Origin of the sequence: Streptomyces sp. NPDC053076 (genome assembly GCF_044546845.1) — a bacterium.
Taxonomy (GTDB): domain Bacteria; phylum Actinomycetota; class Actinomycetes; order Streptomycetales; family Streptomycetaceae; genus Streptomyces.
Map to the genome: position 1 here is coordinate 196,967 of NZ_JBITZL010000011.1, position 17,632 is coordinate 214,598.

Here is a 17,632-nt window from a genome sequence, read left to right on the forward strand (position 1 = left end):
CGGGTAAGAGATCGTGAAGAGGGACGCGATCCGGCCGCCTCGGCATGGCCGATACCCTAGGGGTGTGACGTTCCCGGTAGTCGGCATGGTCGGCGGGGGGCAGCTCGCGCGTATGACGCACGAAGCGGGCATCCCGTTGGGCATCAGGTTCAAGCTTCTCAGTGACACCCCTCAGGATTCCGCGGCGCAGGTCGTGAGCGATGCCGTCATCGGCGACTATCGCGACCTGGACACGCTGCGTGCATTCGCACGGGGTTGCGATGTGATCACCTTCGATCACGAACATGTACCCACCGAGCACCTCAGGGCCCTCGAGGCGGACGGCATCCCCGTGCGCCCCGGGCCCGACGCACTGGTGCACGCCCAGGACAAGGGAGTGATGCGCGCGAAACTCGACGCGCTCGGCATCCCGTGCCCACGGCACCGGATCGTGAGCGACCCGGAGGACGTGGTCCGGTTCGCGGCGGAAGGGGACGGCTTCCCGGTCGTCCTCAAGACCGTCCGCGGCGGCTACGACGGCAAGGGCGTGTGGGTCGTGGAGAGCGCCGAGGAGGCCGCCGACCCGTTCCGCGCCGGTGTCCCGGTGCTGGCCGAGGAGAAGGTCGACTACGTCCGTGAGCTCGCCGCCAACGTCGTACGCTCCCCGCACGGCCAGGCCGTCGCCTACCCGGTGGTGGAATCGCAGCAGGTCAACGGCGTGTGCGACACCGTGATAGCCCCTGCGCCCGACCTGGACGAGGACCTCGCCCTGCACGCCGAGCGGATGGCCCTGACCATCGCCAAGGAACTGGGCGTCGTCGGGCATCTCGCCGTCGAGCTGTTCCAGACCCGCGACGGCCGCGTCCTCGTCAACGAACTGGCGATGCGCCCGCACAACTCCGGCCACTGGACCCAGGACGGCGCGATCACCTCGCAGTTCGCCAACCACGTCCGCGCGGTGCTGGACCTGCCGCTGGGCGACCCGCGCCCGCGCGCCCGGTGGACCGTGATGGCCAACGTCCTGGGCGGCGACTACCCGGACATGTACTCCGCGTACTTGCACTGCATGGCCCGCGACCCCAAGCTCAAGATCCACATGTACGGCAAGGACGTGAAGCCCGGCCGCAAGGTCGGACACGTCAACACCTACGGCGACGACCTGGACGACGTGCTGGAGCGCGCCCGTCACGCAGCCGGCTACCTGAGAGGCACCATCACCGAATGAGCCCTGTTGTAGGCATCGTCATGGGGTCGGACTCCGACTGGCCCGTCATGGAAGCCGCCGCCAAGGCCCTGGACGAGTTCGAGATCGCCTACGAGGTCGACGTCGTCTCCGCGCACCGCATGCCCCGCGAGATGATCACGTACGGTGAGCAGGCGGCCGATCGCGGGCTGAAGGTGATCATCGCGGGCGCGGGCGGCGCCGCCCACCTGCCCGGCATGCTCGCCTCCGTGACCCCGCTGCCGGTCATCGGCGTGCCCGTGCCGCTGAAGTACCTCGACGGCATGGATTCCCTGCTGTCGATCGTGCAGATGCCGGCCGGTGTCCCGGTCGCCACGGTCTCCGTCGCCGGTGCCCGCAACGCGGGTCTGCTCGCCGCCCGGATGCTCGCCGCGCACGACGAGGACCTGCTGCACCGGATGCGCGACTTCCAGCAGGACCTCAACGACCAGGCCACCGAGAAGGGCAAGCGGCTGCGCACCAAGGTCGAGGGCGCGAGCGGCTTCGGCTTCGGGAAGTGACGCCGATGACCTCATCGGCTCCGCTGGACACGGCCCGTGCGCTGCTGCGCGAGTTCCCCGTCGTCGACGGGCACAACGACCTGCCCTGGGCGCTGCGCAAGCAGGCCGGCTACGACCTGGACGCCCTGGACATCGCCGGCGACCAGCACGAGCACCTGCACACCGACCTGCCGCGGCTGCGCGAGGGCGGGGTCGGCGCCCAGTACTGGTCGGTGTACGTGCCCAGCGAGCAGCCGGAGCCGGTCGCGGCCACGCTGGAGCAGATCGACTGCGTCCAGCGGCTGCTGGCCCGCTACCCGGCACAGCTGGCGCCCGCGCTGACCGCCGCGGACATGGAGGCGGCGCGCCGCGACGGCCGCATCGCCTCGCTGATGGGGGCCGAGGGCGGCCACTCCATCGCCAACTCGCTGGGCACCCTGCGCGGCCTGTACGCGCTCGGCGTGCGCTACCTGACGCTCACCCACAACTCCAACGTGGACTGGGCCGACTCGGCGACCGACGAGCCGAAGGTGGGCGGCCTGTCCGCGTTCGGCCGCGAGGTCGTGCGGGAGATGAACCGCCTCGGCATGCTCGTCGACCTCTCGCACGTGGCGGCGACGACGATGCGGGACGCGCTGGACGCCGCCGCCGCGCCGGTGATCTTCTCCCACTCCTCCGCCCGGGCCGTGTGCGACCACCCCCGCAACATCCCCGACGACGTGCTGGAGCGGCTGCCCGCCAACGGCGGTGTGGCGATGGCGACCTTCGTCCCGAAGTTCGTGCTCCCGGCCGCCGTGGAGTGGACGGCCGCGGCCGACGAGAACATGCGCGCCCACGGCCTGCACCATCTGGACACCGGTCCCGAGGCCATGCGGATCCACCGCGCCTTCGAGGAGCGCACCCCGCGCCCGGTCGCCACGGTGTCGACGGTGGCCGATCACCTGGACCACATGCGCGAGGTGGCCGGCATCGACCATCTCGGCATAGGCGGCGACTACGACGGCACCGCCTTCACCCCGGACGGCCTGAACGACGTCTCCGGCTACCCGAACCTGCTCGCCGAGCTGCTCAGGCGCGGCTGGTCGAAGCCCGACCTGGCCAAGCTGACGTGGCAGAACGCCGTGCGCGTGCTGGGTGCGGCGGAGGATGTGGCCCGGGACCTGACGGCCACGCGCGGCCCCTCCCTCGCCACCATCGAGTCGCTGGACGGCGCGAACGGCTGATCCGCCGCGGCAGGGCGGCCGGCGTGCCCGGCCGCCCTGTCCGGGGTACCCCCGAACGCCCCACTCACCAGGAAGGTTCCCCGCGCTCCGTGCGACCGTGTCGGTACGCCAGCCACAGCACGCCGTAGCTCACGACCGACGTAGCCCAGGACGACGTACGGAGCCCGTCATGGCCGACCTGCAGGACGACATCCCCACCGCGACCGAGGTCGGCGAGGACGACATCCTGCCGGACGCGCCTCCCCCCGTACCGGCGTCGTTCGGCCGGGGACACACCCCTGCGGAAGGGCCGGCCGCGGACCTGCTGGCACGGGCGCACGCCCTGCTCGCCGAGCACCCGGTCGCCGACGGCTGCAGCGGTCTGCCCTGGGCCCTGCGCCATCTGCCCTGGTACGACCTGGAGCTGGGCGAGGCCGCCGTCGACACGGACATGCCCCGGCTGCGCGAGGGGCATGTCGGCGCCCTGTTCTGGTCGCTGCACCTGCCCGAGGGACCGGGCGACGGGTGCGCGGTGGCCGCGGCCCTGGAGCAACTGGACCTGGTGCGCACGGTCATCGAGGCCCACCCGGAGGGGCTGCGGCTGGTGCGCACCGCCGGGCAGATCATCGACGCCCGCAACCGCGGCCGGGTCGCCGTGGTGCTGGGTCCCGCGCCCGGCGCCGCGCTGGAGGACTCCCTCGGCATCCTGCGCGTCCTGCGGGACCTCGGACTGCACGTGCTCACCCTCGCGGGCACCGCCTGGGCCGGCGCGTCCGGACTGACCCGGTTCGGGGAGGAGGTCGTGCGGGAGATGAACCGGCTCGGCGTGCTCGCCGATGTCACCGGCGCTTCCCCGGCCACCGTCGAGCGGACCCTCGCCCTGTCCAAGACCCCGGTGCTGTGCACCCGCTCGGCCGCCCGCGCGCTGCGCCCGCACCCGGCCAACCTGCCCGACGAGCTGCTCGTCGCCCTCGGTGCGGCGAAGGGCCTGTGCATGGTGCCGCTGACCGCCGAGCAGACCGGCCCGACCGTCCCGGACGTCGCCGACCACCTCGACCACGTCCGCGACGTGGCCGGCCCCGAGTGCGTCGGCCTGTCCGGCACCTACGACTCCGGGGTCGTCCACCCCCGGGACCTCGCCGACGCCTCCCGCTACCCGCACCTGATCGCCGAGCTGCTGCGGCGCGGCTGGTCCGAGACCGAGCTGGCCCTGCTGACCTGGGGGAACGTCCAGCGGGTGCTGCGCAGCGCGGACTTCACGGCCCGCGCCGCACAGCACCGCAGGGACCCGTCGACGGTACGGATCGGCGACCTGGGCGTCCCCTAGGACGACGTCAGGGCTGCTCGATCCGGCACAGGCAGAACGGATGCCCGGCCGGGTCCGCGTACACCTGGAAGTCCTTCTTCTCGCGGTCCTGAAGGTCCAGCGGACGGGCGCCGAGCGCGAGCACCCGTTCGTGCGCCGCGTCGACGTCCGCCCAGGTGGGGCCCGCGTCGAAGTCGAGATGGAACTGCTGGCCGTTGCGGTCCGCGCGCGGCCACTCCGGCGGGGTGTGCCCCTCGGCCCGCTGGAAGGCCAGCCGCGGACCGTCCGGGACCCGCAGCACGACCCAGTCGTCGTCCTCGGCCAGCGGGGTGCCCCCGGCCACCGCCGCGTAGAAGGCGGCCAGTGCGTGCGGGTCGGGACAGTCGAGCACGACGGAACGGAATCGGGCCACGGACGCCATGATGTCCTCCTTGTTCTCCCTCAGCAGGCGCAGAGACAGAACGGGTGCCCGGCAGGGTCGGCATAGACACGGAAGGTCCGGGACCGGTCCTCGGTGTCCAGTGGCCGCGCGCCCAGCTCCAGTACCCCCTTCTCGGCCGTGTCCAGGTCCTCCACGGCCAGGTCCAGGTGGAACTGCTGGGAGTGGTCCGCCGCCGGCCACTCGGGCGGCACGAACCCGGGCGCGTGCTGGAAGGCCAGCGCCGGGCCGCCGGGCACCTTCAGATCCACCCACGCGCTGTCCTCGGGGTCCTCCTCCACCGTGCCGCCGAGCACAGCGGCGTAGAAGCCGGCCAGCGCACGGGGGTCGGGACAGTCCAGCACCACGACGTCGAGCTTGGCGAGAGCCATGACCACCTCCGGGTGTTACCCATAGAGTCCGGTAACCGGTAACGGTTACTGCATACTGCCGTACAAGGGGTAACGTCGCAAGCATGAGCGAGAGATCGACCGCTCCCGGTGGCCTGGCCCTGGTCGAGGCGCTGGTGAACACGCTGGACATCGAGTCGGGCACCGACACGCTGGACACGCCGGAGGGCCGCCACCGCCTCGCGATCACGGAGGCGGGACTCGCCGAGGCCCGCGAACTGCGCGAGGCGCTGCGGGCCGCGCTGCTCGCCCACGCCGGCCACCCGCCGCACCGGACGGTGACCCCGTTGGGCTCCCTGCTGGCGCGGGCTCCGCTGTATGTCGCCGTCGACGACCACGACGGCTCGGCCCGCCTCGCCGCCGCCGACACGGATCCCCTGCTCTCCCGGGTCGCCGCCGCGGTCGCCGAGGCGCTCGTCGCCGGCACCTGGACCAGGCTCAAGGCGTGCGAGGCCGGGACCTGTCACTGGGCGTACTACGACCGCAGCCCCGCCGGCCGCGGGCGCTGGTGCTCGATGCAGGTGTGCGGGGCCCGCGCGAAGATGCGCCGGTACCGGGCGAAGGGGCCGTGAGGCACAGCGCCTTGGTGCAGAATGCGGACAGACGCCGGTTCGGCCGACTGAGCCTCGGCCGAACCGGCGTCGCCGCTCGCGTCAACCGGCAGCGCCCACCAGGACCCACGCGTCGCGGCAGCGCCCACCAGGACCCACGCGTCGCGACGAGCGCCCACCCGGGCCCCACGGCTCCTCAGCGGAGCGCCTACGCGGTCGGCCGCCCCATCGCGCGGTACGTCCAGCCGGCCCGGCGCCACAGCTCCGGGTCGAGGGTGTTGCGCCCGTCCAGGAGCACCCGGGCCGCCGCGGCCTCGCCCAGCGCCGCCGGGTCCAGCTCGCGGAACTCCTGCCACTCGGTCAGGTGCAGCACGACGTCGGCGCCCCGGACGGCCGCCTGCGCGGAGTCGGCGTAGCCCAGGGTCGGGAAGACCTTGCGGGCGTTCTCCATGCCCTTCGGGTCGTACACCGTCACCTGGCCGCCCTGGAGATGGATCTGACCGGCCACGTTCAGCGCGGGCGAGTCACGGACGTCGTCCGAGTCCGGCTTGAAGGTGGCGCCGAGCACCGCGACCCGCTTGCCGAGGAACGATCCGCCGCCGAGCGCCTCCCGGGTCATCTCGACCATCTGGCCGCGCCGGCGCATGTTGATGGAGTCGATCTCGCGCAGGAACGTCAGCGCCTGGTCGGCGCCCAGCTCCCCCGCCCGGGCCATGAACGCCCGGATGTCCTTGGGCAGACAGCCGCCGCCGAAGCCGATGCCCGCGCGCAGGAACTTCTTCCCGATCCGGTCGTCGTGCCCGATGGCCTCCGCGAGCTTCGCCACGTCACCGCCGGCGGCCTCGCAGACCTCCGCCATCGCGTTGATGAAGGAGATCTTGGTGGCGAGGAAGGAGTTCGCTGCCGTCTTCACCAGCTCGGCGGTCGGGAAGTCGGTGACGACGAACGGCGTGCCCTCCTGCGTCGGCGTCGCGTACACCTCGCGCAGCAGCTTCTCGGCGCGCTCGCTGCGCACGCCGACCACGATCCGGTCCGGGTGCAGGGTGTCCTGGACGGCGAAGCCCTCGCGCAGGAACTCCGGGTTCCAGGCCAGCTCGGCGTCGCTGCCCGCCGGCGCGTGCTCGGCGAGGTAGGCGGCCAGCCGGCCGGCGGAACCCACCGGAACGGTCGACTTGCCGACGACCAGCGCGGGGCCGCGCAGATGCGGGGCGAGAGAGGCGATCGCGGAGTCGACGTACGACATGTCGCAGGCGTACTCGCCGTGCTTCTGGGGGGTGTTCACGCACACGAAGTGCACATCGCCGAAGGCGCCGACCTCGGCCCAGTCCGTGGTGAACCGCAGCCGCCCGGTGGCCCCCTCGATCCCGGCCACGTGCCTGCGCAGCAGCTCTTCCAGACCCGGCTCGTACATCGGCGTCTCGCCACGCTCCAGCATGGCGATCTTCTCGGGCACGACGTCCAGACCCAGCACCTCGAAGCCCAGCTCGGCCATGGCCGCGGCGTGCGTGGCGCCTAGGTAGCCGGTGCCGATCACGGTGATCCTCAGGCTCATGGGTGCGCTCCAGCTCGGGTACGTCGGCAGTGCGGAGCCGAGCATAGTCGGGCCGCCCACCGGGCAATTTCCCCGCTGTCGCGTAGCTCACGTAGGCGTCGTCCGGCCTGCCCTCTAAAATTTGAGTTACTTAACGGTAATTAGCGTCAGTATCACTGCGTCTTTGGAGCGTGAGAGTCCGTGGCCGGAACGGCTGACTTCGACCTGTACCGCCCGTCCGAGGAGCACGACATGCTCCGCGACGCCGTCCGCGCCCTGGTCGAGGCGAAGATCGCGCCGTACGCCGCGGCGGTGGACGAGGAGGCCCGCTTCCCGCAGGAGGCCCTCGACGCCCTCGTGGCAGGCGACCTGCACGCGGTGCACGTCCCCGAGGAGTACGGCGGCGCCGGCGCCGACGCGCTGGCCACGGTCATCGTGATCGAGGAGGTGGCCCGCGCCTGCGTCTCCTCCTCTCTCATCCCCGCCGTGAACAAGCTCGGCTCGCTCCCGGTGATCCTCTCCGGCTCCGAGGAGCTGAAGAAGAAGTACCTGGGCCCGCTGGCCAAGGGCGACGCGATGTTCTCGTACTGCCTCTCCGAGCCGGACGCGGGCTCGGACGCGGCCGGCATGAAGACCAAGGCCGTCCGCGACGGCGACCACTGGATCCTCAACGGCGTCAAGCGCTGGATCACCAATGCCGGCGTCTCCGAGTACTACACGGTCATGGCGGTCACCGACCCGGCCAAGCGCTCCAAGGGCATCTCCGCCTTCGTCGTCGAGAAGTCCGACCCGGGCGTCTCCTTCGGCGCCCCGGAGAAGAAGCTGGGCATCAAGGGCTCCCCGACCCGCGAGGTCTACTTCGACAACGTCCGCATCCCCGCCGACCGCATGATCGGTGAGGAGGGCACCGGCTTCCTGACGGCCATGCAGACCCTCGACCACACCCGCATCACCATCGCCGCCCAGGCGCTCGGTGTCGCCCAGGGCGCCTTCGACTACGCCAAGGGCTACGTCCAGGAGCGCAAGCAGTTCGGCAAGCCGATCGCCGACTTCCAGGGCATCCAGTTCATGCTCGCCGACATGTCCATGAAGATCTCGGCGGCCCGCGCCCTCACCTACCAGGCCGCCGCCGCCTCCGAGCGCGGCGACGCCGACCTCACCTACCTGGGTGCAGCCGCCAAGTGCTTCGCCTCGGACACCGCGATGGAGGTCACCACCGACGCCGTCCAGCTCCTCGGCGGCTACGGCTACACCCGCGACTACCCGGTGGAGCGCATGATGCGCGATGCCAAGATCACCCAGATCTATGAGGGCACGAACCAAGTTCAGCGCATCGTCATGGCCCGTAACCTGCCGTAACGGAACCGGGTTCACCGCTTTTCGGGAAAGGCGCCCCACGGGGCGCCTTTCCGCTGTCGTGGCGCACCTCCCGACCGGTCGGTCACATGCGGGGCCGGGCGCCGGGACGTAGGACGGAAGCACACGGGGTCCGCCCCGGGCCCCCGCCTCCGAGGAGGAGCCATGACCCAGTCGCAGATGTCGCCCGCCCCCACCCGGCAGATGCAGGAGTGCATCGAGGCATGCATGAGCTGCCACAGCATGTGCGAGGAGACCATGAGCTCCTGCATGCAGAAGGGCGGCCAGCAGCAGATGCAGATCATGCGCGCCCTGCTGGAGTGCTCCGAGATGACCCGGATGTGCGCCGACATGATGATGCGCCGCTCACCCTTGTCCGCCGAGATGTGCATGCTCTGCGCCAAGGTCTGTGACATGTGCGCCGAGGCGTGTATGTCCATGCCGGACGACCAGCAGATGATGCGCTGCGCGGAGGCGTGTCGCCGCTGCGCGCAGACCTGCCGGGCGATGGCGGGCGCCGGCATGTGAGCCTGCCCCGGCCGGGAAAGGCCAAGGGCACCCACGCGGGTGCCCTTGGTCCTCGTACGGCGGTCGGGTGTCCCTGGTCCGCGTACGCCCGTCGGGTGCCGCTGGTCCTCGTACGGCCGTCGGCTGTCCTCGGTCCTCGTGACGGCGGCCGGCTAGTTGCCGGAGACGGTGACCTTCTCGTCGTTGTTCAGCTCGTCCACCAGCGTCTTCACCTTCGCCTTGTCCCAGACGAGGTTGCCGCCGGCGGAGCCGGAGATCGGCATGTTGATGGAGGTGCCGTCACCGCCGTTGACGCCCTTCATGGCCCAGAACATCGAGGCCAGGTCCCACAGGGACATGTCCTTGTCGACTATCAGGGAGTCCAGACCCGCGCCCATGGTCGGGTAGAACGTGAACGGGTTGAGGATCGTCGACGGGGTCGCCACCTGGTGGGCCAGGGCAGCCAGGAACTTCTGCTGGTTCTTGGTGCGCTGGAGGTCGGACGCGGCGAACGCGTGCCGGGTGCGGACGAAGGCGAGGGCCTGCTGGCCGTCCAGCGTCTGCTTGCCCGCCTTGAAGTCGGCGCCCGACCACTTGTCCTTGAAGCCCTTGTCGATGTCGATCTCGACGCCGCCGACCGCGTCCACGATGCTCGCGAAGCCCTGGAAGCCGATCTCCACGTAGTGGTCAATGTGCAGACCGGTGTTGGACTCGACCGTGCGGACCAGCAGCGTCGGGCCGTCCTCGGCGTAGGTCGCGTTCAGCTTCGCGTGCCGGCCCTGCGCCGGGTACACCTTCCCGGACGTCGAGCCCTTGTACGACGGGACCACCACGTCCGAGTCGCGCGGCAGCGAGATCAGCGTGTCGCCGTTGTCACCGACGTGCAGGATCATCATCGAGTCCGTGCGCTTGCCCTCGGCGCCGCCGGTGTGCAGCTTCTTCTCGTCCTCCTTGGACATGCCCTCACGGCTGTCCGACCCGACGATCAGGTAGTTCGTGCCGTCGCCCGCATCCGGCCGGTCGATGACCTTGGACAGGTCCACCTCGCGGCGCAGCTTGGAGTCGGCCCAGAAGTAGGTCCCGACCGATGTGACGATCAGCACGCTCGCCAGCGTGATCGCCGTCCACTTGATCCGGCGCCGCCAGTTCGGCGCGGGGCGCGGGCCGCGGCCGGGTGTGCCCGCCGGGTCGTCCGGTCCCCGGCCGCCGGGGGCGCCGTAGACCTGGCCGGTGTTGTAGCCGCTGTCGTAGTCGCCGTAGCCGGCGCCCTCGTCGTGTCCCTGGCCGTCGACGTACGACGGCTGCTGCGGCACGCCGGCCCCGTACGGCGGCGCCGCCGGGCCGGTGTTGCCGTACGCCGAGCGCGGTCCGGGCGGTACCGCCGGGCCGCGCCGCACCTGACGCATCACGCGGGGCCCCTCCGGCTGCGCGCCGGCACTGCCGCGTCCGTAGCGCGGGCCGCGGTTGTCGTCGGACCATCCCTCGGGCCAGTCATTCATGCGCCCCAGTGTGCCGGGCGGCGAGGTGTGCTCCATAGGGCTGTCGGAAAATCAGGGCGCCGCTGTTGCGAAGACGACACAAATTCCGCGAATGAGCCGTCGGCATAAGGTGGAGGGCATGACAGACCAGGCCACCGAAGCGGAACCGGACATGGAGCCGGACATCCCGGGCAAACCCACGTCCGCCTCGCGCACCACGCTCAGCCACATCATGACCCACAGTGACACCAACCTGCTGGGGACGGTGCACGGCGGGGTGATCATGAAGTTGGTCGACGACGCGGCGGGCGCGGTGGCCGGCCGGCACTCCGGGGGGCCCGCCGTCACCGCGTCCATGGACGAGATGGCGTTCCTGGAGCCGATCCGCGTCGGCGACCTGGTCCATGTGAAGGCACAGGTGAACTGGACCGGCCGGACCTCCATGGAGGTCGGCGTGCGCGTCCTGGCCGAGCGCTGGAACGAGTCGACCCCGCCCACCCAGGTCGGTTCGGCCTACCTGGTCTTCGCGGCCGTGGACGCCGACGGCAAGCCGCGCCGGGTGCCGCCGGTGATACCGGAGACCGACCGCGACCGCCGCCGTTGCCAGGAGGCGCAGATCCGCCGCACCCACCGTCTGGCCCGCCGGCGGGCGATCCGCGAGCTGCGCGAGAGGCGGGCGGCCGAGGGCTTCGAGGACTAGCCCCCGCCTTCCGGCCCCGCCGCGGATCCGTGCTCCGGTCCTGCCGGGGATCCGTGCTCCGGTCCTGCCGGGGGCGTGGCGCTAGGCGTCCCGGGAGCAGACCACCTCGCTGCCGCGCACCACGCTCTGCTCGGGCCGTCCCGGGTCGTCGAAGCGCACCTTGCGGACGGTCTGGAAGTCGGCGCCGGCCGTCACCTTCAGCAGCGGCCCCTGGCCCGGTGCCGGGCGCAGCTCGCTGCCCGGCAGGGCCGCGGCCAGGGACTGGGCGGAACGGTCCCAGCGGGGGTCGTAGAAGATCACGGTGTGCGGCACATGGGCGGGGGCGGTCACCGGCCGGCGGGTCGTGGCGAAGCCGGTCGCGGCGAGCGCCGCGTCGACCCGCTTGCCCAGGCCGATCGTGCCGGTGCCGTTCGCCACCTGGACCCGGATGGTGTCCGGGGCCACCTCCACCGGCACCGGACCGCTCGCCGGGCCCGGGCGCGGGCGGTCCGCGGTGAGCGGCTTGTCCTCCCGCAGCGCCCCGAACAGCCGGTCCGCCTTCGCCTGGTCCCACTTCAGGACCGAGCCGACGCCCTTGACCTGGTAGTTCAGCTGCCCGATGGGCACGGTGGTGAACTCCGAGGACGCCGGCGAGAAGGTCCGCATCGCGCGGCCCAGGTCGAGCAGCTCGTCGGTGCCGAAACCGGCGTCGGCGCGGACCGAGCCGAGCACCGCCCGGGTCACGTCCCGGAAGCGCATCGGGTTCAGCAGCACCCCGGAAGAGGTCGCCTTCTCGATCAGCGCCGCCAGGAACCGCTGCTGCCGCTTCATCCGGCCCAGGTCACTGGCTCCGTCGACGTGCCGGGCGCGTACGTACTGCAGCGCCTGCCCGCCCAGGAGGGTGTGCGTGCCGGCCGCGAGGTCGAGCCCGGTGTAGCGGTCCTTCAGCGGTGTCGGCGTGCAGACCTTGACCCCGCCGAGCACGTCCACGGTCTTCATGAAGCTGGTGAAGTCGACCTCCAGATAGTGGTCGATCTTCACGTGGGTCATGTTCTCGACCGTGCGGATGGTCAGCTGGGGGCCGCCCTCGGCGTAGGCCGCGTTGAGCTTGACCGGGTGCGGGCCGTGCCGCTGTCCCGAGTTCTGGTCGACGTGCGCGGGCATCTCGGCGTAGGAGTCGCGCGGCAGGCTCACCACGGTGGCCCGTTCCCGGTCCTCCGAGATGTGCACGATCATCATGGTGTCGGTGCAGTGACAGGGCTGGCCGCCGAGCCGGTAGGCGCGCCGGTCCTGCTCGCTGATCTTGTCCCGGCCGTCCGTGCCGACCAGCAGGACGTTCATGCCGTGGCCGGCCTGGGGCCGGTTCTTCATGTCCTTGAAGGCGTCGATCCGGGCGATGCCCGCGTCCAGGCTGGAGACGACCGCGTGCCCGATCCCGGCGGAGGCGAGCACCACCACCGACAGCGTGGTGACCGCACGCATGGCCCATCGGGGCCGCCGGGGCCGCCGGGGCGGCCTGACGGACCGCACGGGCCGCTCGGACGGCTGCGGTACACGGCGGGGTGGCTGCGGGCGGCGCTGCGGAGGCGCCGGGGACCGGGGCGGGCTGGGCAAGGGACACACCTCCGGACGAGGCCGTACGCGGGATCCGGGAGCACAGTAGGCCGATACGATCTCCAGCCCGCGCCCCGGGCCCGGCGGCGCGCACCCGTGTCCCCCGTTCGCGGTAACGTGAGGCCCCTATGAACGCCAAGCCCGACGTGCGGCTCCCCGCAGTGTCCGTGATCATGCCTGTCCTCAACGAGGAGCGGCATCTGCGCGGTGCCGTCCAAGCGATCCTCGCGCAGGAGTACGCCGGCGAGATGGAAGTCGTGATCGCCCTCGGTCCGTCCACGGACCGTACGGACGAGATCGCCGCCGAGCTGGTCCGTGACGACCCGCGCGTGCACACCGTTCCCAATCCGACCGGCCGCACCCCGGCCGCGCTGAACGCGGCGATCAAGGCATCCCGGCACCCGATCGTGGTCCGCGTCGACGGCCACGGCATGCTCTCGCCGAACTACATCGCGACCGCGGTCCGCCTCCTGGAGGAGACCGGCGCGCAGAACGTCGGCGGCATCATGTACGCCGAGGGCGAGAACGACTGGGAGCACGCCGTCGCCGCCGCGATGACCTCGAAGATCGGCGTCGGCAACGCGGCCTTCCACACCGGCGGCCAGGCCGCCCCCGCCGAGACCGTCTACCTCGGTGTCTTCCGGCGCGAGGCGCTGGAGCAGCAGGGCGGTTACAACGAGGAGTTCATCCGCGCCCAGGACTGGGAACTGAACTTCCGCATCCGCGAGGCGGGCGGCCTGATCTGGTTCTCGCCCGAGCTGAGGGTGTCGTACCGGCCGCGGCCGTCCGTGCGCGCGCTGGCCAAGCAGTACAAGGACTACGGCCGCTGGCGGCACGTCGTCGCCCGCTACCACTCCGGCTCCATCAACCTGCGCTACCTCGCCCCGCCGACGGCGGTGTGCGCGATAGCGGCGGGCCTGGTCGTCGGCGCCGCGCTGACCCCGTGGGGCCTCGTGATCCCCGGCGGCTACCTGGCCGCGATCGTCGCGGGCTCCGTCCCGGCCGGCAAGGGACTGCCCCTGAAGGCCCGGCTGCGGATCCCGGTGGCGCTCGCCACCATGCACATGTGCTGGGGCTGGGGCTTCCTGACCAGCCCGAAGTCGCTGGCGAGCAAGGTCATCGCCTCCCGGCGGCCCGCGGTCGTCGACGCCGCCTGAGCCGCCGTCCGAGTCCATGGACGAGGGGCCCTCCCCGGCCGGGGAGGGCCCCTCGTCGCTGTTCACCCGGCTACCACTGGTAGACGCTGTACACGTCCATGCACTTCGAGCTGTCCGAGCCGTTGACGGCGTCGGAGTTCGCGGGCAGGTCGCCGGCCTTGGGCGCGGACCGTTTCGGGTACGACGTGCCGGTGCGCCAGTCCGCGCCGACGACGACCGTGACCCCGGACACGTCGGTGGACTGCTGCACCGAACTCATCGGGATCCCCAGCGCCTTGGCCACGGTCTGGGCGTCACCCGCCAGATCCGCGCTCGGGTAGCGCACGAGCGTCTTGTCCTCGGTCAGGCTCCCCGAGGTGTCGGCCTGTGCACGGGCGTAGCCCTTCCCCACGAGCACCTGGCCGATCGCCGACGCCCGCTGCTGCACGGCCGCCTCGGTGGAGGTCCGGGTGGCGTTCTGCACCAGGACTCCGAGCCGGGCCACGTCGAGCGAGGGCTTCTTGGTCGGCTCGTCCTTGCCCGCGGCCTTCCCGGAGCCCGGCGTGCCGCCGTTCTTGTCGAACGCGACGTCGTCCTGGAGCATCTGCCACATCTTGTCGGCGTTGGCCTCGTCGGGCACGACGTGGTTCCGGTTCTGCGGGTCCTGCCTGTTGGGCATGGTCACCGAGGTGATGCGCTCCGACGGCACGGACTTCATCTGCATGCCCAGGTCGTAGAGCTTCTTGACGGTACCGATCTCCTCCGACACCTTCAGCGACTTGGTGGCCGCCTCGGCCAGGTCCATCAGCCGGCCGGTGTCGGTGAACACGTTCTGCTTCTTCAGCGTTCGGATCATCGAGTTCAGGTACATGTGCTGGGCGCGGGCCCGCATCAGGTCGTCGCCCCAGGCGTGCCGCGTGCGCAGCCACTGCAGGGCCTGCTCGCCCTTGACCTTCGTGGTGCCGGCCTTCAGCTTCAGCCCGGACCCGCCGGACACCTGGGGAGTCGGGTGGTCCCACACGTTCTGGTTCACGCACACGTCGACGCCACCGATCGCGTCCGCCATCCGCACCACGCCCGCGAAGTCGATCGTCATCCAGTGGTCGATGTAGACCCCGGTGAGGTTCTCCCAGGTGAGCAGGGTGCAGCCGGCGCCGCCGCGGGCCAGGGTGACGTTGATGATGTCGTTCGTCGGCGGATAGACCTTGCCGGTCTCGGGGTCCTTGCACTCGGGGACGTCCACCCGGGTGTCCCGGGGGATGCTGACCATGGCGGCGCTCTTGCGGTCCGCCGAGAGATGGATGAGCATCTGCACGTCCGCGAGCGGCGGATCGCCCGCGTGGTCCCTGTCGCCGCCCAGCTTCAGGTTCTCCGCGGAGTTCCGGCTGTCGGAACCGATCAGCAGGATGTTCAGCGGGGTCTGGCCGGCCGCGTTCGGCGCGGTCCGGCGCGCCTTGGAGTCGTCACCGTTGGCCCGCGCGCCCTTGCGGATATTGCCGTTGAGATGGCGGTAGTACAGGTATCCGGTGCCCGCGGTGCCGAGTATCAGCACCGCCAGGATGGTCGCCGACCAGCGCAGCGCGCGCCGTCTGCGCCGCCGGCGGTCGGTCTTCGGGCCCCCCGCCCGTCGCCCGCCGCCGCGCCGACCGGAACGCACCGGCGTGTCCGAGGTCTTCGGCGTGAGCGACATCGTGTCCTCGACCGCCGGAGCCTCCCCGCGCACCTCGCTCTGCGCCAACTCCCTGCCCTCCCCACCCTCGCGCCACGCAACGGGCCCGTCCCGCGCCCGGTTAGACGCACGACGGGCCCTCAGGGTTACCTATGAGGCGCACTGAACCTTGTCTGCCGTGGACTTGTTGACGTCCGGCGCCTTCGTCGGCGGCGTGAGGGAGACCCCCGCACCCTTGAAGTCCTTGCCCAGGGTCAGCGTCATCGCCGGCAGCCCCTGCGCGTTGGTCACGCTCTTGCCCGGCTTCAGCGCGGCCCCGGACAAGCCCATGATCGCGGCCAGTCGGCGTGCCTGGGCCGCCTGGTCGGGTGCGTACTCCAGCGTCGTCTTGGTGAGTGCGGCCGGGGCGTTGCCGGCGTTCTCCGACTTGGTCACGCCCTCGCTGTTCTGCAGCCAGGTGAGCGCCGCCTGGGCGCTGCCGGTCTCGGCTCCGCCGTTGAGGATGCGCACCCGCACCTCGGAGGCGGGCGCCTTGGTGCCCTTGAGCCGGGCGGCCTGGGCGTTCTTGGCGGCCTTCTGCTTCTTCTTCACGTCGGTGAAGGAGACGTCGTTCTGGACGGCCCCGAAGACCTGTGGGGCCAGGGTGGGGTCGACGATCACCGTCTTGTGCACGGCGCCGTCCGCCGGGTTGTCCTTGACCGGCACCGTCGTGAAGGTCAGGTTCTTGGGATTGAGCTTGCCCAGCTCCAGCCCCAGATCCTTCAGCTTGCCGATGCTGTCCAGCTTGTCGTCGACGGTCAGCGCCTTGGTGCCGGCCTCCGCCAGCTTCAGCATCTTCGTCGGGCTGGTGAGCGTGGCGTTGCCTTTCAGCTTGCGCATCAGCGCGCCCAGGAACTGCTGCTGGAGCCCGATCCGGCTCAGGTCGCCGCCCAAGCCGACGGAGTGCCGGGTGCGCACGAACGCCAGCGCCTGCTCACCGGAGATGTTGTGCGTGCCCTTGGACAGCTTCAGATGCGAGTCCGGGTCGTCGATGTCCTTGCCCAGACAGACCTCGACGCCGTCGACCGCCTCGGTCAGCGTCTTGACCGCGTTGAAGTCGGCGACCATGAAGTCGTCCGGCTTGATCCCGGTCAACTCGGTCACCGTGCGCATCGTGCAGCTGGGCGTACGGTCGTCCTGCCCCAGGCTCGTGTTGAAGCGGACACCCTGCGAGCCCGCGATGACCTTCTCGGTGCCGTCGTCCTGCTGGGTCGGGCAGTCCGGGACGTCCACGATCAGGTCACGCGGGATGCTCAGCGCGGTGGCGTTGGACCGGTCCTTGGAGAGGTGCAGCAGGATCGTGGTGTCGGCGTGCCCGACGCTGCCGGAGTCGCCGTAGCCCTCGTTGCCCGCGCCGGTGCGCTTGTCCGTGCCGATCAGCAGGATGTTGATCGCCTCGTCCTTGCGGAAGCCACCGGTGCTGGCGCCGTCGTCGGACACGGACGTGATGTTGTCGTTGAGGTGCTTGATGTAGAGGTAGCCGGCGGCCGACACGGCGACCAGCACGAAGGCCATGGACCCGCCGGTCCACAGCAGTATCTTCTTCGTCCTCGACTTCTTCTTCACCGGCCGTCGGGACGCGCGCCGTCCCTGGGCCGCCTCCGGTTCAGCGCTCCGGCGCCGGGCCGAGCGCGGCGGCGGCACGTCGGTGCCACGCGCCCGGGGCGTCTGCCGGGTCTCCCCGGCCGTCTGCCGGGTCTCCCCGGCTGTCTGCCTGGCCTCCCCAGTCGTCCGCCGGGTCTCGCCGGGCGTCTGCCGGGTCCCCCCGGCCGTCCGCCGGGCACGACCGCTGGCCGCGCCACCCCCGTCCTGGGGGGACGGTTTGCGCGGTCCCGGCACCGGCGGCTGCGCTGCGGAAGGGCTCAGTCGCAGTTCGTATTCGCCGGTGTTCGGATTGAGCACCCACTGGTCTGCGGGATCGATGTTGTCCGCCCGCCCACGGCCTTGCGCGTCCACGGTTGTCCGAATCCTCCGTCGGGGCCACGCGGCGCCTTTCCCCCTCCAAGGCGCTCGGGTCTCGGTGAATCGGTGCATG

The 17,632-nt window shown here is 71.2% G+C and carries 16 protein-coding genes; 9 read left to right on the plus strand and 7 right to left on the minus strand.

What is annotated here, in order from left to right; genetic code table 11:
* Positions 1-64: 64 nt before the first annotated feature.
* The 4 genes from ACIGYR_RS34405 (at position 65) to ACIGYR_RS34420 (ending at position 4,230) form a co-directional block, all read left to right on the plus strand.
* Positions 65-1,204: a 5-(carboxyamino)imidazole ribonucleotide synthase gene (locus ACIGYR_RS34405; RefSeq protein ID WP_399607257.1), complete on the plus strand. Its 1,140-nt coding sequence runs from the start codon at positions 65-67 to the stop codon at positions 1,202-1,204.
* The gene (purE, locus tag ACIGYR_RS34410; RefSeq protein WP_161336811.1) at positions 1,201-1,722 is read left to right on the plus strand and encodes a 5-(carboxyamino)imidazole ribonucleotide mutase; all 522 of its coding nucleotides are present in this window, start codon (positions 1,201-1,203) and stop codon (positions 1,720-1,722) included. Before ACIGYR_RS34405 ends, purE begins: the two co-directional genes overlap by 4 nt.
* Positions 1,723-1,727: 5 nt before the next feature.
* On the plus strand, positions 1,728-2,924 hold the full coding sequence (locus ACIGYR_RS34415; RefSeq protein ID WP_399607254.1) for a dipeptidase: 1,197 nt from the start codon (positions 1,728-1,730) through the stop codon (positions 2,922-2,924).
* 169 nt (positions 2,925-3,093) lie between these two features.
* Positions 3,094-4,230, plus strand: a complete 1,137-nt coding sequence (locus tag ACIGYR_RS34420; RefSeq protein ID WP_399607251.1) for a dipeptidase — start codon at positions 3,094-3,096, stop codon at positions 4,228-4,230.
* 7 nt (positions 4,231-4,237) lie between these two features.
* Here ACIGYR_RS34420 and ACIGYR_RS34425 read toward each other — a convergent pair whose 3' ends face one another.
* Positions 4,238-4,630 carry a VOC family protein gene (locus ACIGYR_RS34425; protein ID WP_399607248.1) on the minus strand — a complete coding sequence of 131 codons (393 nt, stop codon included), beginning with the start codon at positions 4,628-4,630 and terminating at the stop codon, positions 4,238-4,240.
* A 20-nt stretch (positions 4,631-4,650) separates the two neighbouring features.
* Positions 4,651-5,019: a VOC family protein gene (locus tag ACIGYR_RS34430; protein ID WP_399607246.1), complete on the minus strand. Its 369-nt coding sequence runs from the start codon at positions 5,017-5,019 to the stop codon at positions 4,651-4,653.
* 83 nt (positions 5,020-5,102) lie between these two features.
* On the opposite strand from ACIGYR_RS34430, the gene ACIGYR_RS34435 reads away from it, so the two are divergent.
* Positions 5,103-5,609, plus strand: coding sequence for a CGNR zinc finger domain-containing protein (locus ACIGYR_RS34435; RefSeq protein WP_399607243.1), 507 nt, complete (start codon positions 5,103-5,105; stop codon positions 5,607-5,609).
* A 187-nt stretch (positions 5,610-5,796) separates the two neighbouring features.
* Here the strand turns inward: ACIGYR_RS34435 and ACIGYR_RS34440 are convergent, their stop codons facing one another.
* Positions 5,797-7,140, minus strand: a complete 1,344-nt coding sequence (locus ACIGYR_RS34440) for a UDP-glucose dehydrogenase family protein (protein WP_391847941.1) — start codon at positions 7,138-7,140, stop codon at positions 5,797-5,799.
* Between the two features lie 180 nt (positions 7,141-7,320).
* Between ACIGYR_RS34440 and ACIGYR_RS34445 the strand changes: the two genes are divergently transcribed.
* Both ACIGYR_RS34445 and ACIGYR_RS34450 read left to right on the plus strand, forming a co-directional pair.
* Positions 7,321-8,478 carry an acyl-CoA dehydrogenase family protein gene (locus tag ACIGYR_RS34445; protein WP_391847940.1) on the plus strand — a complete coding sequence of 386 codons (1,158 nt, stop codon included), beginning with the start codon at positions 7,321-7,323 and terminating at the stop codon, positions 8,476-8,478.
* A 162-nt stretch (positions 8,479-8,640) separates the two neighbouring features.
* Entirely contained in the window at positions 8,641-9,003 is a 363-nt protein-coding gene (locus ACIGYR_RS34450) for a four-helix bundle copper-binding protein (protein ID WP_399607239.1), read from the plus strand.
* A 152-nt stretch (positions 9,004-9,155) separates the two neighbouring features.
* Here ACIGYR_RS34450 and ACIGYR_RS34455 read toward each other — a convergent pair whose 3' ends face one another.
* Entirely contained in the window at positions 9,156-10,481 is a 1,326-nt protein-coding gene (locus ACIGYR_RS34455; protein ID WP_391847938.1) for an LCP family protein, read from the minus strand.
* 91 nt (positions 10,482-10,572) lie between these two features.
* Between ACIGYR_RS34455 and ACIGYR_RS34460 the strand changes: the two genes are divergently transcribed.
* Entirely contained in the window at positions 10,573-11,160 is a 588-nt protein-coding gene (locus ACIGYR_RS34460) for an acyl-CoA thioesterase (protein ID WP_391847937.1), read from the plus strand.
* A gap of 81 nt (positions 11,161-11,241) precedes the next feature.
* On the opposite strand, the gene ACIGYR_RS34465 is transcribed toward ACIGYR_RS34460, so the two are convergent.
* Entirely contained in the window at positions 11,242-12,621 is a 1,380-nt protein-coding gene (locus tag ACIGYR_RS34465; RefSeq protein ID WP_399607236.1) for an LCP family protein, read from the minus strand.
* A 260-nt stretch (positions 12,622-12,881) separates the two neighbouring features.
* Between ACIGYR_RS34465 and ACIGYR_RS34470 the strand changes: the two genes are divergently transcribed.
* Positions 12,882-13,910, plus strand: a complete 1,029-nt coding sequence (locus tag ACIGYR_RS34470) for a glycosyltransferase family 2 protein (RefSeq protein ID WP_399607233.1) — start codon at positions 12,882-12,884, stop codon at positions 13,908-13,910.
* Positions 13,911-13,980: 70 nt separating this feature from the next.
* Here ACIGYR_RS34470 and ACIGYR_RS34475 read toward each other — a convergent pair whose 3' ends face one another.
* Together ACIGYR_RS34475 and ACIGYR_RS34480 are read right to left on the minus strand one after the other, a co-directional pair.
* On the minus strand, positions 13,981-15,579 hold the full coding sequence (locus ACIGYR_RS34475; protein ID WP_399607552.1) for an LCP family protein: 1,599 nt from the start codon (positions 15,577-15,579) through the stop codon (positions 13,981-13,983).
* A 129-nt stretch (positions 15,580-15,708) separates the two neighbouring features.
* Complete coding sequence (locus tag ACIGYR_RS34480) at positions 15,709-17,553, minus strand: LCP family protein (protein ID WP_399607231.1); 1,845 nt, start codon at positions 17,551-17,553, stop codon at positions 15,709-15,711.
* Between the last annotated feature and the right edge of the window lie 79 nt (positions 17,554-17,632).

Coding starts and splice junctions, on each gene's coding strand:
- ACIGYR_RS34425 (WP_399607248.1), bottom strand. CDS start 4,630: ATGGCGTCCGTGGCCCGATTCCGTTCCGTCGTGCTCGACTGTCCCGAC.
- ACIGYR_RS34460 (WP_391847937.1), top strand. CDS start 10,573: ATGAGCCGTCGGCATAAGGTGGAGGGCATGACAGACCAGGCCACCGAA.
- ACIGYR_RS34465 (WP_399607236.1), bottom strand. CDS start 12,621: ATGCGTGCGGTCACCACGCTGTCGGTGGTGGTGCTCGCCTCCGCCGGG.
- purE (WP_161336811.1), top strand. CDS start 1,201: ATGAGCCCTGTTGTAGGCATCGTCATGGGGTCGGACTCCGACTGGCCC.
- ACIGYR_RS34450 (WP_399607239.1), top strand. CDS start 8,641: ATGACCCAGTCGCAGATGTCGCCCGCCCCCACCCGGCAGATGCAGGAG.
- ACIGYR_RS34470 (WP_399607233.1), top strand. CDS start 12,882: ATGAACGCCAAGCCCGACGTGCGGCTCCCCGCAGTGTCCGTGATCATG.
- ACIGYR_RS34435 (WP_399607243.1), top strand. CDS start 5,103: ATGAGCGAGAGATCGACCGCTCCCGGTGGCCTGGCCCTGGTCGAGGCG.
- ACIGYR_RS34455 (WP_391847938.1), bottom strand. CDS start 10,481: ATGAATGACTGGCCCGAGGGATGGTCCGACGACAACCGCGGCCCGCGC.
- ACIGYR_RS34440 (WP_391847941.1), bottom strand. CDS start 7,140: ATGAGCCTGAGGATCACCGTGATCGGCACCGGCTACCTAGGCGCCACG.
- ACIGYR_RS34415 (WP_399607254.1), top strand. CDS start 1,728: ATGACCTCATCGGCTCCGCTGGACACGGCCCGTGCGCTGCTGCGCGAG.
- ACIGYR_RS34430 (WP_399607246.1), bottom strand. CDS start 5,019: ATGGCTCTCGCCAAGCTCGACGTCGTGGTGCTGGACTGTCCCGACCCC.
- ACIGYR_RS34420 (WP_399607251.1), top strand. CDS start 3,094: ATGGCCGACCTGCAGGACGACATCCCCACCGCGACCGAGGTCGGCGAG.
- ACIGYR_RS34475 (WP_399607552.1), bottom strand. CDS start 15,579: ATGTCGCTCACGCCGAAGACCTCGGACACGCCGGTGCGTTCCGGTCGG.